We start from the raw sequence: 17078 nt of genomic DNA, 5'->3' as shown, positions 1-17078 counted from the left end.
ATAGGATTCTCCATCTCGATGACCCCATGTTTTCTGGCAGCATCCTACTACAACATGACTTGTGTGTACTTAGTAGGGTGCGTGAGGGGGAAGGGAGCAAGGGCAAGATTATGTGGCGATCCTTGTCAGCGGTTGGGGTGAAGGGATGGGTAGCTGGAGACTTAGTGATCATGGGCGGCGGTGGGCGAGCCTGAGTAGCCTGAATCAGTCAATTCCATGATTTATCTGGTTGGGGAGTGTGAAGGCGCAAACCCCTATGGCACAATGAAGGTTCACTTTTGAAAGCTTGTTCTTAAGAATTTGTAAGAGAGTTGTTTGCCTGTGATTGCGACTGCCGAACGTTCGACTACTCCTCGCCGCATTGTCTTCCCCTTTACCGCTGTCATCGGTCAGGAAGATATGAAGCTGGCCTTGATTTTGAATGTCATTGATCCGCGCATTGGCGGCGTCATGATTATGGGCGATCGCGGCACGGGCAAATCGACGACGATTCGCGCCCTGGCCGATCTGCTGCCAGAAATCGAAGTCGTCGCGGACGATCCCTTTAGTCGATCGCCTAGCGATCAGGACATTCAGCGCGAGCGGGGCACCGACACCCTGCCCAAGGCCACCAAAAAAGTGCCCATGATTGACCTGCCCCTGGGCGCAACCGAGGATCGGGTCTGTGGCACTATCGATATCGAAAAAGCCCTATCCGAAGGGGTCAAAGCTTTTGAACCGGGTCTATTAGCAAAAGCCAATCGTGGCATTTTGTACGTGGATGAGGTGAACCTGCTGGATGACCACCTCGTAGATGTGTTGCTCGACTCGGCGGCCTCTGGCTGGAACACCGTTGAACGCGAAGGGATTTCCATTCGCCACCCCGCCCAGTTCGTTTTGGTCGGTTCTGGCAATCCGGAAGAGGGCGAGCTGCGTCCTCAGTTGCTAGACCGCTTTGGCATGCACGCCGAGATTCGCACCGTGCGCGACCCAGAGCTGCGCGTCCAGATTGTGGAACAGCGATCGGACTTTGACCAAGATCCCCAAGCCTATTTGCAAAAGTTTGACGAGCCTCAAACTGACTTACAGAAACGCATTGTCGATGCTCAATCGCGGTTGCCCAATGTCACAATTGAGCATGATTTCCGCATCAAAATTTCGCAGGTCTGCTCGGAGTTGGATGTGGATGGCCTGCGCGGTGACATTGTGACCAACCGGGCAGCTAAAGCACTGGCGGCGTATGAAGGGCGTACCGAGGTGACCCTGGACGATATTCGGACCGTGATCGTCATGTGTCTGCGGCACCGTTTACGCAAAGATCCCCTAGAGTCGATCGACTCTGGTTACAAAGTGGGCAAAGTCTTTAGCCAGGTGTTTGGCGTGGCCCTCGAAGATGAAGATGCGGCGACCAATGGGCGGCAGCCCGTCGGGGCCCGCTAGTGGGCCAGCGGATTCTGGGACTTGACCCAGGTCTGGCGATTTTGGGCTTTGGCGTGATTGATGGCGGCGATGCGGCGGCAACGGCAGCTGGGGCCGCAGTGGTGGACTTTGGCATTGTCGAAACTCCAGCCAAGACCCCCGTGGGCGATCGCCTCTGCACCCTCCATGACGATTTGCACAGCTTGATTCAGCAATTTAAGCCCGATCTTGTGGCGTTAGAGAAACTGTTTTTTTATCGCATGGGCAACACGATTTTGGTGGCCCAGGCGCGAGGCGTTGTGATGTTGGTGCTGGCTCAGCATCAGCTCACCCCGGTGGAATTTACGCCCGCCCAAATCAAACAGGCGCTGACCGGCTATGGCAACGCCGACAAAAGCATGGTGCAAGAGTCGGTCATGCGGGAGCTGGGTTTACCCAAAATTCCGAAGCCCGACGACGCCGCTGATGGGTTGGCCGTTGCCCTCACGGCTTGGTTTCAGCGTTAAGGGATCAGCAACTAAATTAAGTACCCGATCAAGCCGGTTTCGACTACGCTCAACCTACCAGTATCGAGAGTTGAGCGCAGTCGAAACTCGGTTCATGGGGATCTTTTTTGCGCGTAAGTCCCTAATCGCTGAATTAACATCGGCACTGGCAAGGGTCTGTAAATCCGGGGAGAGATAGCAAACTGCAATGACTGTGATGAGCGATCGCTTTACGCCTAGCGGGCTGTAAGGCCGCCAGACCCTGCGAGAACATCGCGGTTTTGTGTTAGAAGAATGAAGTAGTGAACATTTTAGGGATGCCAAGAGTATGCTTTTTCCCGGTGCGGCTGTCCGCGTAGTCAACATGGACGACACTTACTACGGGTTCCAAGGTCAAGTGCAGCGCGTTGCTGATGGCAAAGTCGCCGTACTCTTTGAAGGGGGCAACTGGGATAAGCTCGTCACGTTTAACTCCTCGGAGTTAGAAGCCCTAGACAAGCGACGCGGCAAAAAGTAATTTCGCTGCCCTCTACTTAGGTCTGTTTGTATGCGATTGCCTTTACCGCAGCTGGTGACTCGATCTCCCCAACCCGGTCACATCGCCGAAGTGATTGAGACCTCGACCACGGAGTTTTTGGCTCAGTGCCTAGAACCTGACTCCCTGGACTTTGCGCAAATGCCGCCCTTTGGTAGTTGGGTCAAGGCGGCGGACGAAGACTCTGGTCACCAGATTTACGGAGTGGTCTATCACGCCACGACGAGTCCCTTGGACTCGGTGCATCGAGCCACTGCCTTGGGGCTCTCCCTGGCGGAACTGCGGGAGCAGCAGCCGCAGATTTTTGCCATGCTGAAAACGGAATTTCGGGTGGCGATCGTGGGGTTTTGTCCCGCCGGTGATGGCACGATTTATCAACACCTGCCGCCGCGCCCGCCCCAGGTACACCAAGCGGTGTATCGCTGCTCTGCCGAAGAGGTGGTGACCTTTACCGAGCAGTTAGACTTTTTGCGGACGCTGATGGATACGCGGAGCGCGCCGGTGGATGGCTTGATTGCGGCGGTGATTCGCGAAGTCTATCAACTGCGGCGGCTCGATCGCGATTGGCTGGTACAAGCCGGGCGCATTCTGAACGTGCAGCTGAAAGACGATTACGATCGCCTCCGCACGATTCTGTCGCAAATTCATCCTTAGTCGCTATGCCAACTTTTGACTGGATTGTGGTGGGCAACGGCTTGACGGGCGCGGCCCTGAGTTATGAGCTGGCGAAGCAGGGGGCGAGCGTGCTGCTGCTCGAACGATCCGCCAGTCCCGACAACGCGACGCGATACACCTATGGCGGGGTGCCCCACTGGTCGGGCCATACGGCGCTGCTGCGCCAGCTCTACCGCGAGAGCTTGGCCCGATATACGGCCCTGCCCGATGAGACCGGCGTGGCTCACCACTACCGGGAGCTGGACTTACTGCTGACGGTCGAGCCGGGTCAAGACCCCCAAGCGCTGGCCCAACGCTACGCCGCCGTCGAAACGCCGCCAGTCCCCATTACGGCGGCGGAAGCCCAGGAGCGGGAGCCCTATCTGAATCCAGCAGCGATCGCTGGAGCCCTCACCGTGCGCCATGGCCACGTTGACCCCGCCGCTTTAGTCAAGGCCTACAACCACGGGCTGCAAGATGCGGGCGGACAGATCATCATCGCCACCGTGACGGGATTAGTGCGCATGGGCGATCGCCTTACTGGCGTCACAACGCCCACCCAAGCCTATGCGGCGGGCCAGGTGGTGGTGGCCGCTGGCGGGCTCACCCGTGAACTGATCAAAACCGCTGGGGTCAAAGTGCCGGTATATTTCAGCCATGCGGAAGTCGTGGAAACGCCACCGTTGGACTGGCAACTGCGATCGCTGATCATGCCCGCTGATTTGACGCGATCGGCGATCGAGTCAGAATCGAGCCGCGACGACACCCATAGCTGGTGGGACGAACCCGGCCACGAACTGCGCCCGCCCATGCTGGACTCTGGCTGCGTCCAGTTTCCCGATGGTCGCCTGCGCATCGGCCAGATTAGCCGCATCAACACGGCCCTAGAGCCCGCCCTCGATGCCGCCCAAGGAGAACAACGCCTCCGCCACGGCATCGAACCCCTGGTGCCAGCGCTCGCCGCAGTGCCGGGGCAGTGGCACGCCTGCCGCGTCGCCTTTAGTGAAGACGGCTTACCCCTGGCCGGGCCAATCCCCGGCTTGCAGGGCGGCCACGTGTTTTCTGGGTTTACCAGTCCCTTTGGGTTAGTCCCCGCCGTGGCGGCGCACTTTGCACGCTGGGCCAACGGTCAGGACAGCGATATTTTGTCCGCCACTCGTCCGGGGCGATGGGTCACGGATGAAGCATCGCATGAATCTTGACGGGCAGCTGATGACAGTGGGCTATCGGCATTGTGAAGCATGACTAGGGCGAGACTGCCGCGATCGCCCCAGACACCAGAACGACTCCCCAAACATACTGAAACCCACTACCCTCAGAAGATTTCTGAAGCCATCCAACAATCACCCGCTTCAATGAGAACTCTTTACTCATGGGGGATTGAGGATTTTTTTACGATTTTTTTTACACTGATGGGATTGGGCCTGAGACGCCAAACTCAGACAAACGATAGATGCAAAGTAACGGCACATTAGCTAGCATAAACCTAAATAAATATTTTTTTCTAACCAATTCAACTTAACTAATTTTTAATTTTCACCATTGCAATTTACCCTGAAGCCGCCAAGTTTCCAGGTGACGAGCTGTTGACATTCACGTAGCTAAAGGCTGCTAGAACTGCTGGCTAGCCTGTGATTGTGCAAGAGTCTTGAGCAATGCGAGGCGCAAACTATTCTGAGTGATTTCACATCCACAAAAGAGAGTGTGAACTCATAGTTTTGCGGCCATTCGAAAAGTATGAACAAACCGATAACACAATCATTAATGGTCAAGATTGCAACTGCGAGCACTTGTGCATGAACGACAGCAATGTCATCGGCAAAGCCAATTCCAAGCATTTTTTCATTGTCGGTATTGGCGCTTCAGCGGGAGGAGTTCAGGCTTTAGAGGCTTTCTTTGCCAACGTGCCGGATAATCCCAACGCGGCGTTTGTGGTGGTACAGCATTTATCGCCCAACCACAAAAGCATGATGACCGATATTTTGCAGCGGCAAACGGTCATGACGGTGTGCCAGGCTGAAGATCAGATGCTGTTAGAGCCCGCGCATGTGTACGTATTGCCGCCGCGCAAGCAGCTCGTAATTCAAGATCGACGGCTCAATTTGCAAGATAAATCAGGGGCATTTGATTATCCGATCAATCGGTTTTTCTCCTCCCTGATTGGCGGCTGGGGCGAGCAGATCATCGCCATTTTGTTGTCGGGTACAGGCAAAGACGGCACCGAAGGCTTACAAGCGGTGAGTCGCGCGGGGGGCATTGCTCTGGTACAGTCTGCCGAAACGGCGCAGTTTACCAGTATGCCGTCCAATGCGATTCCCTCGGGGCTGGTGGATGAGGTGTTGTCACCGGAAGATCTCGCGCAGACTGTGTTCGAACTGATTCGATTTTCCGATAACTTTCCGGCGTCCACTGCGAGCGACGCTAGCCTGATCGACCCCGACATGCTCCAAAACATTTTGGATGTGCTGTCAGAGCGGGAAGATATTGATTTTTCCCATTACAAGGTCAGTACGCTCAGTCGGCGCATCCATCATCGCTGTGCCCTCACCCGGCGGGTAAATTTAGAAAGTTATTTGGGGTTGCTAGAGGGCTCGACGGAAGAGCAAAAGTCGCTACGTCAGGATTTATTAATTGGGGCGACGGCCTTCTTTCGCGATGCGGCGGCCTGGGAAATATTGGAGCAGCAGGTATTGCCTTCGCTGATTGAAGGACTAGATGAAGGACAGCAATTTCGGGTGTGGGTCTCGGCCTGCGCCACGGGCGAAGAAGCCTATTCCATGGCGATTTTGGTGGATGAGGCGCTGCGCCGCTCTAATAGGGATATTCAGGCCAAAATTTTTGCCACTGATTTAGATACCAACGCCCTCGAAGTCGCGGCCCAGGGGTCTTATTCTGAAAATATTGCGAATGCGATCTCGCCGGAGCGGTTAGAGCGCTACTTCAACTTTAAAGGCGGCCAGTATCAGGTCACCCGATCGCTGCGGGAGATGTTGATCATCGCTCCCCACGATCTGACTAAAAACGCGGGCTTTTCCAAAATGAATTTGGTCAGCTGTCGCAACGTGCTGATTTACATGCAGCCGCAATTGCAGCAGCGGGTGCTGCGACTGTTGCATTTCACGTTGGCCCCAGCTGGGGTGCTATTTTTGGGCAACTCCGAAACCCTCGGTAGCCTGGAGTCGGAGTTCACCACGATTGAAAGTCGCTGGAAACTCTACAACAAGCGACGGGACACGCAGCTTTCAGCATTGCCGATTACGCGGCAGTCCATCGTCACGCCGCTCACCTATCAAGGGCGGGCTAAAACCAGGCAAAATCAGACCAATCGGCTGATTGGTGAGGTGTTTCGTTACGGCCTGGCCGATCGCAAGATGACCTGTTTATTGGTCGGCCCCAACAATCGGCTGTTGCGAGTGTTCTACAACGGTGCCGATCTCTTGCAGTTTCCCGTGGGCGAGGCTTTGCTAGATGTCACCGAAATTGTGCATCCCTCCCTGCGCTTGCCGCTGAGTACGGCACTGCATCGCACCAAGCGCGATCGCGAGTCGGTACTATATTCCGGCATTAAGATTGAGCACCAAAGCGAAACCTGCGCGGTCAATCTGCGGGTGGGGCTCGACCAGAGTAATCCCTCCCCAGCCGAAAGCTTCTTAATCGTCGTCCTCGAAGTCAGCCCGCAATTATCGCCCACTGAGCCCCCCGCAGACGACACCGCCAGACGGTTTGATGTCGGGGGCGAAGCGGCGCAGCAAATTACCGAGCTGGAATATGAGCTGCAGCAAACCCGCGAAAATCTGCAAATAACGATCGAAGAGCTGGAAACCACCAACGAAGAACAGCAGGCCACCAATGAAGAGTTGCTCGCCTCAAACGAAGAGTTGCAGAGCACCAACGAAGAGCTTCAGTCGGTCAACGAAGAGCTCTACACCGTCAATGGGGAGTATCAGTCCAAGATTGAAGAACTCACCCAACTCAACTACGACATCGACAACCTACTCCGCAGCACTGACATCGGGGTGGTGTTTTTAGATCCGGGTCTCAATATTCGCAAATTCACCCCAGCCGTTACCCAGACTATCAATATCAAGCCCTCAGATATCGGGCGGCCCCTGGCCGATCTCACCAACAATCTGGATTGTCCCGATTTTTTGGCCATCATTCAGTCCGTACTGACGACCCAAGAGCCCGTGGAACGCGAGGTGACTTTGCGCTCCAACCGACAGTGCTTATTGATGCGAGTCAATCCCTATCTCCGCGACGGTCAAGGGAATGACGGCGTCGTTCTGACCTTCGTCAATGTGGGTGAATTAAAGCAGACTCAGTTGCGATTGCAGCAGGTAAATGCCACCTTAGAGCAGCTCTATGCGACCAGTCCGGTGGGACTTTGTCTGATTGATAGCGACTTTCGTTTCCTCCGCATTAACCAAATCCTGGCCGATATTAACGGGGCCTCAGTCGATGACCATCTGGGGCGATCGGTGGACGAAATGTTGCCCGACTTGGCCGAGACCCTCAAACCCTATTGCCAAGAGGTGCTAGCGACGGGGCAGACCATTGACCAAATTGAGATTCAGGGCCGGACCCCCCAAGAGCCGGAGAAAGAACGGACTTGGCAAGCGAGCTACTATCCGGTTTACTTTGCTGACGATCAGCGCGGCATTGGGGCGGTGATTGTCGAAGTTACCCGGCGGGTCGACGTGCAGCGATCGCTCGAAGCCCGCGAAGCCGAACTGGCCGAACGCAATCAACTGCTGGAGGATGCGATCACCGTTGCCCAGGTGGCGGATGCCTCTAATCAGGCCAAGAGCGATTTTTTATCGAACATGAGCCACGAGATTCGCACCCCGCTCAATGCCATTACGGGCGTACAGCAACTCTTGATGCGCCTGGACTTGTCCGAGTCGGATCAGCGGTTACTCAATATTTTGAAGGTGAATAGCAATCGCTTGCTGACCTTAGTCAACGATATTCTCGACCTGTCTAAGCTCGAATCTCAGCACCTCCAACTCAATATCCAACCGTTTAATTTTTCTCAGTTGCCGCAAAACTTGCAAACCAGTTTTGCCGTGCTCATCGAACAAAAAGGACTGCACTTGAGGGTCGAGATGGATGACACGATTCCTCGGGTCGTGTGGGCCGATGACTTCCGATTACAGCAGGTCTTGAGTAATCTGCTGAGCAACGCCATCAAGTTTACCGAAGCGGGAACCATCACTCTGGCCATGTCGCAACTGCCGGAAAGGGGCGATGCTGACCAAGTATGGATAAAATTTGCCGTTCGGGATACGGGCATCGGCATTCCTCAGGAACAACAAGCTAACCTGTTTGAGCCCTTTACCCAAGCTGATAATTCCACCACTCGACAATTCGGTGGCACCGGCTTAGGGCTAACTATCTGTCGCCGCATCGTGCAGTTGATGGCCGGCGATATCGGCTTCACCAGTGCACCGGGAGCCGGCTCAACGTTTTGGGCGATCGTGCCGTTAGGGCTCACAGATCACGCCACTGCCGTCGCCAGTGTGGCCGCTCAGAGCAGCCCATTGGCCCTATCGAGCGACGATTGCCCCGAGCCCGACCCCGAGCCCGACTCCGACGCCGACGCCTCGGTGCTATCGGGGTTACGATTCCTGATTGTGGAAGACAATCCCAGCAACAGTCAGTTATTGGTCGCCATTCTGAGCGAATATGACTGCGACATCACCACGGTGGAAAATGGTCAGCAGGCCCTAGAAGTGTTGGCGATCGCTAATTTTGATATCGTCTTACTGGATTGCCAGATGCCAGTGACCGATGGCTATGACATGACTCGGCAACTGCGGCAGCGAGAGGGCCGCGATCGCCACACGATCGTCATTGGGGTGACAGCCCATGCCCTGGCGGGCGATCGGGAAAAATGCTTAGCCGCCGGCATGGATGATTACATGAGCAAGCCCATCATTCATGACGACCTCATTCAACGATTACAGTACTGGGCCGCTCAATTAGGGTCAGCTAGTCAGCTGGGAGAAGAGGTAAATCAGCCCTCAAATTGATGCCTTCGAGTACTAGCAGACACCCCCCATTAATAAGTTGGAGAAGATGTCTGAAACGTGATTCAATCGATGTTTAGCTACCTGAAAATATCCAACAGCAGCAACACCAGGATGAGTTTATAGCGATCATTGAGCGAACTCGGATAATCTTTGCTGCGCCAAGTAACCTCTGCAAAACATCCTCTGATCATCTGCCTAAGTTCATCTAAAACATTGCATAGCTGCTAAGTTCTAGCATGGTGAAATTCAAAATAAAATTTAAATCAATAAAGTTTCAGGCCAACAGATCGACGTCAAGATAAACTGGTTAATTAGGGGTGAGCAGAGATGACAAATCTGAAATCTCCAAAAGTGTTAGTGGTTGATGACGACGAAGATGCTTGTTATCTACTACAAGTCGCGCTGACTACGGCGGGATTTCAAGTCATCACTGCTGAAAATGGTCGGGACACTTTGGCGGTACTGGAAACAGAGCGCCCCGATATTATCCTGCTCGATTTAAACCTGCCCGATATTGATGGCATTGCACTCTGCCGCCGCATCCACGATTGCTATGCGGCCTTGCCCCCTCCCATTCTCATGATTACTGGCACCAAGGACGATCGCCTGGTTAATGAAGCCTTTGAGGCACAGGTGACTGATTTCATTACCAAGCCAGTTAATTTCACTATCTTGAAAAACCGGATCAAACGAATATTGCGAGAGCAAGAGACGCTCAAAAAATTAGAAACTGTGAACCTTAAACTCACTAAAATTTCCCAAACCGATAGCCTGACCAATTTGGCCAATCGGCATCATTTTCAAATTATTTTTTTTCAGGAATGGGCGCGATCGATTCGCGAACAACAATCACTCGGTCTCTTACTGTGTGATTTAGATGCCTTTAAGCAATATAACGATCACTATGGGCATCTCTCAGGCGATGCCTGTCTTCAGCAATTTGCTGCCATCCTCAAAGCCTCCGTTAATCGAATCACCGACCTGGTGGCTCGCTTTGGAGGAGAGGAATTCATCATTCTGCTGCCCAATACTGATACCAGTGGCATCCGCAAAATCGATAACCGCCTGCGTCAACAATTAGCCGATGCTGCAATTTTGCACGGCAATTCTAGAGTCGATAAGTTACTGACCTATAGCGCCGGGGGCATCGCGATCATTCCCCATCAAAATTTGCTGCCCAACGATTTGATTGGTCTAGCTGACCGAGCGCTCTACAAAGCGAAGGCCAATGGCCGCAATTGTACTGTGATGGCCTCTGGCACCGCTGGCTCTAGTTGATAGAACAGCGTCAATCATGGCCCCATTGTGCCCCTCACGCTCAAGCCCTCACCCCTCGGGCAGGGGTCTTTCGGTTGTTTGGAATTAGGCAACGCTGGCGGCCATGAGGTCGTCGGCCATGTCAAAGTTAGCGGTGACTGATTGCACGTCGTCCAGGTCTTCCAGCGCATCCATCATTTTGAGCAGCGATCGCGCGTGGTCAGCGTCCGTCACGTCGATAGTGTTGCTGGGAATCCAGCGATTTTCGACTTGTTCGATGGTGTAGTCCGCCGCTTGCAGCGCGTTGTTCAGGGTCTCTAAATCACTCGGGTCGCAAAGCACATCAAACCCGTCGCGATCGTCGTCGATTTGCGTCGCTTCATAACTTTCGGCACCGCCTTCGATCGCCGCCTCTAGCAATGTATTTTCATCGACGGGGCCAACGATGGTGACGACGCCCTTTGGTTCAAACATCCAGCCGACGCAGCCCGTTTCGCCCAAGTTGCCGCCGTTCTTACTAAAGGCCGCACGCAGATCCGCCGCCGTCCGGTTGCGGTTGTCCGTCAGCGCTTCAATGAGTACGGCAACTCCACCGGGGCCATACCCTTCATAGCGAATGGTTTCGAGGGCGTCATCGCCGCTGAGTTGACCCGATCCTTTGGCGATCGCGCGATCGATATTGTCATTGGGAAAGCCCGCCGCCTTCGCCTTATCAATCGCCGTTCGCAGTTGAAAATTGCCCGCCGGATCCGGGCCACCCGTCCGCGTCGCGACGATAATTTCCCGCGAGAGCTTGGCAAAGGTTTTGCCCTTCACCGCATCGACACGTGCTTTTTGGCGCTTAATATTCGCCCATTTACTATGACCAGCCATACCCGCAATCACGCAGCATTTGAAACAATGGGAACGCAGGCAGGGCACAATGCCGCCCCGCTCAATCCCAGCAGTGGGGAGCGACGGTTGGCAGGCCCCCACCCTTGTTGCATCAGAATAGCCGATCGCTGAATCGTCCCGAAATTTCCAGACCCATGCGGTTCCGACCCAGTGCCGCCGCTATAGACCAGCGGCCCGCCGCGCCGCGCCGATCAGGCCCACTTGAGGATTGAGGACAATGCGCACGGGCACCGCCTCTAACAGTTTGCTGACCCGGCCTTTGTGGATGAACGCATCGAGAAAGCCGCCCGCCGTCATCAAGGACAAATTTTTGGCGGCGATGCCCCCCGCGACATACAAACCGCCGTAGGGCAATAGCTTGAGGGCAAGATTCCCCGCTTCAGCACCGTAGGCTCCGACGAACAGATTCATCGTCCGCACGGCCCGACTATCGGCTCCCTGTTGCGCCGCTTGAGAAATTGCCGCCGCCGGATCAACGGTTTTGGTCTGGCCTGCTTCTTTTTCCCAGGTCTCGACAATGTCGGCTAATTCAGAGGTGCCTTGGGCGATGCCGCGATCGCGCAAAAACTGGTAAATCGCCACGATGCCCTGCCCCGACACCACCCGTTCTGCCGATACCCGCGTAATCTGGTGCTTGTCCAGCAAATATTTCAGCAGCTGAAATTCCAACTCGGAGCGAGGCGCAAAGTCCGCATGTCCCCCCTCGGAGGAAAAGACCTGAAATTGCTCCCCTTGCTTGATCAGAAACCCTTGGCCTAAGCCCGTACCCGCGCCAATGATGGCGATCGGTGCAGCGTCGTCGGAGCTGCCTGCTTGCAGGGTCTGCAGGTCAGTCGGTTCGAGCCCCAATACGCCATACCCGATCGCGGCAAAGTCATTGATTAATTCGGTGGATTCTAGCTCCAGGTCGCGGGCGAGGCGATCACCATCCAGATTCCACGTCAGGTTGGTGAGCTTGGAGGTATTGTTGACCACTGGCCCCGCGATCGCAAAACAGGCCCGCGTGGGTTTGCCAAAGTCTGTGCCCTGCGCTTGGGCAGCGGCCAAAAAGGTTTCCACCATCGGCACCAGGTCGGGAAAGTCCTTCGAGACATATTCCTGTTCATAGCAGGTGTGCAGCTGGGCGGCGTCCACCCCCACCAACCGCAAAATAGTTTTAGTGCCGCCAATGTCTCCCGCCAGGAGGTACCTCATATTCACACCTCAATCGATTAATGCCTTGCTGTGACAGTAGCACTAGACTCCGCCGTTATGGCGACGCCTTGCCCAGTCATGCCGCAATCACGACATGCCCTGGAGGCTGGCACGAACTTTTTCAGGGGGATTCGGAGCGATCAGCGATCGCCCGCCTTGACCGTAAAGCTTATGGGCTTGCCCAGTCGGCGGTCTTGCATTTCTTGGCCGAGCCGCTTCACATTCTCAATCGTCACTTCCCACCGTGAGCATGCTCCATAGCCAAGCCGCCTCCATGCCCCTGCCGGCGCAGCCGGATCCGCCGACCGCTCCACCTCGTCAAAACCGTTCATCTCGCGAAACAGCAGTTCAGTCATCGTTTGCTGTTGGGCTTCGGGCCTCTCTGCCTCAATCGATCGTGAGCCAAACGGTGGTCGGTGACATTGATTTTCTCCTGGTAAAGGCGATCTCCTCTCAGCATTATCGGCCGCGCCCCAACCGCAGTCTAATTTTTTGCATGGCACAATTACGGAATTTGACGGAACCTAGCTATAACCTCTGAGCGAGGAAAAACCCGGCGTTATTTTCTAACTTGGTAAGCAATAGGGCGAGATTACTCAATCTTGCTGAGAGGGTTTCAGCTAATGGCCGGTTCAAAATCTCGCGATTTGAACAGCCTCCTCCCGCTCGTAAACGATATTGACAACAGCGAGTCGGGATGATGATTTAGCTGAAATCTTCTGAAGACGACGCATAAGGAAATTTATGGCAGATCAAACTGCAGAACAACAGCAAAAGACATTTTTAGAAACGATCATCGAACAGAGTTCGATTCAGACCGACAATGAGGCGCAAATGGCGGCTAAAGTCGTGTTCCGAATCTTGCGCGACATGATGCCCACCGAGCAGATTGATCAAATCGCGGAAGAACTCCACACCGAAGCCCCAAAGGCCAACATGGAAATCGCTGACCTGTGGAACGACCCAAATGTGATGGTGGCATTTTTCAGCCGCATCAGTCCACTGCGGCAGTTGTCGATTAGTTCCGACACCTTCTTACTGCGGCTCAACCAAGAAGGGGCGCTCCCCCGAGAGGCCGACCCCAAGACCGTCACCAAAGCCGTCTTTGCGGCCCTCAAAAAAGCACTGCCCCAGGATAAATACGCGGCAGTGGGCCAAAATTTGCCGGATGAGATTGGTCAGCTTTGGCAGCAGGCTTGAGCGATCGCCTGACTTTAATCACATCCCCAGGGGCAACTAGGCTGAGGCCTAACTGCCCCGTTTTTCGGTGAGGAATGGAACCGAGACAGTTGACCGACTAACGTTTAACTGACTGTTGTCGCTGCGTGTGAGGTTATGTGAATCGAACCAACGTGAGTTCGACGCTAGAAAATCGCTAGAGGAAGGGCTTCTAGTGCCTTGGAAGTCAAGTCTAGAGCGGGCTTGGTGGGATAGTCAGAGTCGGCCATCAACCCGCCCATCAGATGAGCGAGAAAAGGCATGCCACTGCGATGCCGAGCATGCTCAATCTGACCAATGTTTTGGAGCGGGTCGTTCCCTATCAGTAGCGACAGACCTGCTTCTGGTAAAAGTGCTTGAAGTTGCGATAGGACTCGCGATGAAAGCTCACCAGAATCGTCATGATTTCGCTCAAACTCATCGACCGTTGGCGATCGCTAAGGGACTTGCGCGCAAAAGAGATCCCCATGAACAAAGTTTCGACTCAGCTCAACTCTCGATACTGGTAGGTTGAGCGAAGTCGAAACCGGATTGAACAGGTACTTTATTTAGTTGCAGCTCCCTAAGCGATGCCAGCGGCATATCGCGTTGCGGCACACCGGAGCCGAGCAACGTCTGACGCCATTGCAGTTCAAAGCTGCGGCAAAAATCATCAAGGTGGCAAAACCACTCTTCTAAACTATTCATGGGAGGGGCCTCGCTGAAAATTTTGACCAGGAAAATTTTGACTAGTTTCAGCTGACTCAGCCCCTTCATTTCTGATCCCGAACTCACGTTAAACAGATACTTGATCGCTCCCTCTGACCCCAGCTTGGCTCACCTTATTGCCAGCGTTTGGGCTGCTGACGCAGGGTTTTGGTGATCGGTTTCCAACGCCGTTTAGAGTTTTGGTGGGCGCGCCCCTCCCGGCGCTGTTCGATCCAGTGCTGCTCGCGCTGGAGTTTTTGGTAACTCTGGAGGCGTTGGGGAGCCAGTTGCCCCAGGGCGATCGCCGCCTGTACCGCACAGCCCGGTTCTTGGTCGTGCTGGCAATCCCGGAATTTGCAGTCGGCGGATAACGCTTCGATATCAGCAAAAGTTTCCTGCAAGCCTGAGCCCGCCTGCCACAGCTGTAGCTCTCGCATCCCTGGCGTATCGATTAACAACGCGCCGGACGGCAGGCGAATGAGTTGTCGATGAGTGGTCGTATGGCGGCCCCGGCTATCGTCGGCGCGGACGGCTTGGGTGCTCTGGTGTTCGTCACCCAGCAGATAGTTGGTCAAGGTCGATTTGCCGACCCCCGATGACCCAATGAGGGCAACGGTTTTACCCGGTTGTAAATAGGGATCGAGTTGGGCCAACCCTTGACCGAGTTCAGCGCTGATGGCATGAATGGGCACCCCGACGGCGATCGCCTCAACTTGAGCGATCGCGGCCGCCACATCCGCACACACATCCGCCTTGTTCAACACCACGACTGGGTTCGCGCCACTGTCCCACGCCGTCACCAAATAGCGCTCCAGCCGTCGCAGGTTAAAATCGCCATCCAACCCCGCCATGAGGAAGACCGTATCCACATTGGCCGCCACCACCTGACCCACCGTTGTGGAGCCAGCGGCTTTGCGCACAAACTGACTGTGGCGAGGCAATACCTGCTGAATCATGGCGATGTTTGGTGCCGCTACAGCTTCGATCACCACCCAGTCGCCCACCGCCGGCAGCATCAGTGGGTCAGCGGCACGGTGCCGCAACTGCCCCGTGATTTGGGCCATCACGGCTTGATCAGCGGTTTGCACCTGATAGGCACCGCGCTGTTCTGCCACCACACGCGCCACCGCAAAACCCGCTTGCGCAGACTGCGCAAACGCCAAGTCAAGGCTGCTGCCTGGGCACCAGCCAAATACATCTAAAGTCAATGTTTTGTCCTCAAAGAAACCAATGGCTAGGCAAGGTCTTCAAGGCATGCGAAAACGTCGAGAGTGAAGCGATCGCTTCTGACCTTGCCGATTAAATCAAAAGTTGGGTTGCGTTGATTACCGACTCAGCCATGAAGCACCATCCCGATCAAAAAATGTAGTGTTTGTAGTATAACAAAATCCCCGCCTAGCGATCGCGATCGCTAGGCGGGGATGCGTGAGCCGTCACTGCCCCCGATTTATCCAATCCTCAGTTAGGCTTGCCTGAATAGTTGATCGTCTGTCAGAGTTCCAAGGGATGCGCGGACAATTAAAGTACCTACTCCAGACACGGAACTGACCCAGCTACTCAGCTACCCAGCCCCCCAAGCACTGCCGTTACTGGGATGTTATTTTCCCGCCGATCCCCAATGGGTGAATTGCGATCGCTTCCAGACAGTCCCTGATGGCGCGTCAGGAACGACTTACCAAACATTTCGCTAGGCTAGCCGCTGACCCCATGACCGCAACGAATTCACCGCCGCCCCCGGCTAATTACGTCGCAACAATAACAAGACGTAGTACATCAGGTTGAGTAATGCGGTGAAGGCAGTCGCCACATAGGTGAGGGCGGCAGCCTGCAAAACGGCCCGCGCCCCTTTGTTTTCCTCGCCTTGCAGAATGCCGTATTCGTCGATCAGGTTCAGCGCCCGACGAGAGGCATCGAACTCCACCGGTAACGTCACAATATGGAATAGCAAGACCGAGGCAAAGAGAATCACCCCGACCCAAGCCAAGCCAAACAGTTGCAGCATAAACCCAGCAAAAATCAGAATGGGGCCGAGCCGCGAACCTAAATTCACCGCTGGGACGAGGCTGGCCCGCACATTCATCAATTTGTAGTCATCCACATCTTGCAGAACATGACCACACTCATGGGCCGCCACCGCCGCCGCCGCTAACGACGTTGAGCCATAAATGCCTTGAGACAGACGCACGGCCTTCGCCCCAGGATCATAGTGATCGGTCAATTCCCCCGGCACCTGCTCGACTTTGACGCCCTGTACCCCCATTTTGTGGAGGATAGTCTGGGCCACCTGTGCGCCGGTCATGCCCATGGTGGATGGCACTTGAGAGTAGCGGCGATAAGTGCCTTTGACTTTGCTTTGGGCCCACATAGTGGCAATAATGCCGGGCACCATAAAGACGAAGTAAATCGGATCAAAGTACATGACGGTTTAACCCCAGGAGAGCAGAAGTGCGGCGATATGATTAGCGCCTGAAACCGGACAAGCATTTTCAGTGTTGCGGACTGAAAAAATTCGATAACAGAATTTGGACTTACATGATGCCAGATCTCGCGCTCATCTTCGCCTTAAGGTTTGGTGAAGGTTGCGTTGCGGTTTGGTGACGTGGCGCGGTGAGTTCGGGGATGAGCATTGCTGCCAGGTAACAATTTTCGTAATTGCTCAACCAGGTTGACTCAAGCGATGAGCTAGCAGAGGATGTTAGGCTTTGGTCATGACTGAACTCCCCC

15 protein-coding genes and 1 pseudogene are annotated in these 17078 nt (G+C 54.7%); 9 read left to right on the top strand and 7 right to left on the bottom strand.

Annotated features, from left to right (window positions below; translation table 11 throughout):
- The 8 genes from JUK32_RS12315 to JUK32_RS12280 all read left to right on the top strand — a co-directional run.
- Nucleotides 1–194: hypothetical protein (locus JUK32_RS12315; RefSeq protein WP_204139151.1), on the top strand; the 194-nt coding region annotated here is incomplete at its 5' end.
- A gap of 127 nt (nucleotides 195–321) precedes the next feature.
- Entirely contained in the window at nucleotides 322–1419 is a 1098-nt protein-coding gene (gene bchI, locus JUK32_RS12310; RefSeq protein ID WP_204139150.1) for a magnesium chelatase ATPase subunit I, read from the top strand.
- Nucleotides 1419–1904, top strand: coding sequence for a crossover junction endodeoxyribonuclease RuvC (gene ruvC, locus JUK32_RS12305; protein ID WP_204139149.1), 486 nt, complete (start codon nucleotides 1419–1421; stop codon nucleotides 1902–1904). The genes bchI and ruvC overlap by 1 nt, the downstream gene beginning before the upstream one ends.
- Before the next feature lie 307 nt (nucleotides 1905–2211).
- A complete protein-coding gene (locus tag JUK32_RS12300) occupies nucleotides 2212–2400 on the top strand; it encodes an NAD(P)H dehydrogenase subunit NdhS (RefSeq protein ID WP_204139148.1) in 189 nt (62 codons plus the stop codon).
- Nucleotides 2401–2430: 30 nt separating this feature from the next.
- Nucleotides 2431–3072: an HAS-barrel domain-containing protein gene (locus JUK32_RS12295; protein WP_204139147.1), complete on the top strand. Its 642-nt coding sequence runs from the start codon at nucleotides 2431–2433 to the stop codon at nucleotides 3070–3072.
- Between the two features lie 5 nt (nucleotides 3073–3077).
- Entirely contained in the window at nucleotides 3078–4274 is a 1197-nt protein-coding gene (locus tag JUK32_RS12290; protein WP_204139146.1) for an FAD-binding oxidoreductase, read from the top strand.
- 594 nt (nucleotides 4275–4868) lie between these two features.
- Nucleotides 4869–9104 (top strand): chemotaxis protein CheB, encoded by a 4236-nt coding sequence (locus JUK32_RS12285; protein WP_204139145.1) that lies wholly within the window; start codon nucleotides 4869–4871, stop codon nucleotides 9102–9104.
- Between the two features lie 327 nt (nucleotides 9105–9431).
- Nucleotides 9432–10382: a diguanylate cyclase domain-containing protein gene (locus tag JUK32_RS12280; protein WP_204139144.1), complete on the top strand. Its 951-nt coding sequence runs from the start codon at nucleotides 9432–9434 to the stop codon at nucleotides 10380–10382.
- Between the two features lie 84 nt (nucleotides 10383–10466).
- Here the strand turns inward: JUK32_RS12280 and JUK32_RS12275 are convergent, their stop codons facing one another.
- The 3 genes from JUK32_RS12275 to JUK32_RS12265 all read right to left on the bottom strand — a co-directional run bounded on the left by JUK32_RS12275 (nucleotide 10467) and on the right by JUK32_RS12265 (nucleotide 12805).
- On the bottom strand, nucleotides 10467–11234 hold the full coding sequence (locus JUK32_RS12275; RefSeq protein ID WP_204139153.1) for a YebC/PmpR family DNA-binding transcriptional regulator: 768 nt from the start codon (nucleotides 11232–11234) through the stop codon (nucleotides 10467–10469).
- 180 nt (nucleotides 11235–11414) lie between these two features.
- Entirely contained in the window at nucleotides 11415–12449 is a 1035-nt protein-coding gene (locus JUK32_RS12270; protein WP_204139143.1) for a glucokinase, read from the bottom strand.
- A 140-nt stretch (nucleotides 12450–12589) separates the two neighbouring features.
- Nucleotides 12590–12805, bottom strand: coding sequence for a hypothetical protein (locus tag JUK32_RS12265; RefSeq protein WP_204139142.1), 216 nt, complete (start codon nucleotides 12803–12805; stop codon nucleotides 12590–12592).
- Between the two features lie 388 nt (nucleotides 12806–13193).
- On the opposite strand from JUK32_RS12265, the gene JUK32_RS12260 reads away from it, so the two are divergent.
- Nucleotides 13194–13649 carry a DUF2267 domain-containing protein gene (locus JUK32_RS12260; RefSeq protein ID WP_204139141.1) on the top strand — a complete coding sequence of 152 codons (456 nt, stop codon included), beginning with the start codon at nucleotides 13194–13196 and terminating at the stop codon, nucleotides 13647–13649.
- 364 nt (nucleotides 13650–14013) lie between these two features.
- On the opposite strand, the pseudogene JUK32_RS12255 reads toward JUK32_RS12260, so the two are convergent.
- The 4 genes and pseudogenes from JUK32_RS12255 to JUK32_RS12240 form a co-directional block, all read right to left on the bottom strand.
- Nucleotides 14014–14115 (bottom strand): annotated as a pseudogene (locus JUK32_RS12255) (IS982 family transposase); the annotation flags it as partial.
- A 41-nt stretch (nucleotides 14116–14156) separates the two neighbouring features.
- Nucleotides 14157–14354 (bottom strand): hypothetical protein, encoded by a 198-nt coding sequence (locus tag JUK32_RS12250; protein WP_204139140.1) that lies wholly within the window; start codon nucleotides 14352–14354, stop codon nucleotides 14157–14159.
- 134 nt (nucleotides 14355–14488) lie between these two features.
- Complete coding sequence (gene rsgA / locus JUK32_RS12245; RefSeq protein ID WP_239112596.1) at nucleotides 14489–15562, bottom strand: ribosome small subunit-dependent GTPase A; 1074 nt, start codon at nucleotides 15560–15562, stop codon at nucleotides 14489–14491.
- A gap of 530 nt (nucleotides 15563–16092) precedes the next feature.
- Entirely contained in the window at nucleotides 16093–16773 is a 681-nt protein-coding gene (locus JUK32_RS12240) for a zinc metallopeptidase (protein ID WP_204139139.1), read from the bottom strand.
- Nucleotides 16774–17078 lie beyond the last annotated feature (305 nt).

This window comes from Halomicronema sp. CCY15110 (assembly GCF_016888165.1).
Taxonomy (GTDB): domain Bacteria; phylum Cyanobacteriota; class Cyanobacteriia; order Phormidesmidales; family Phormidesmidaceae; genus Halomicronema.
This window is presented reverse-complemented; position numbering and strand designations above follow the sequence as displayed.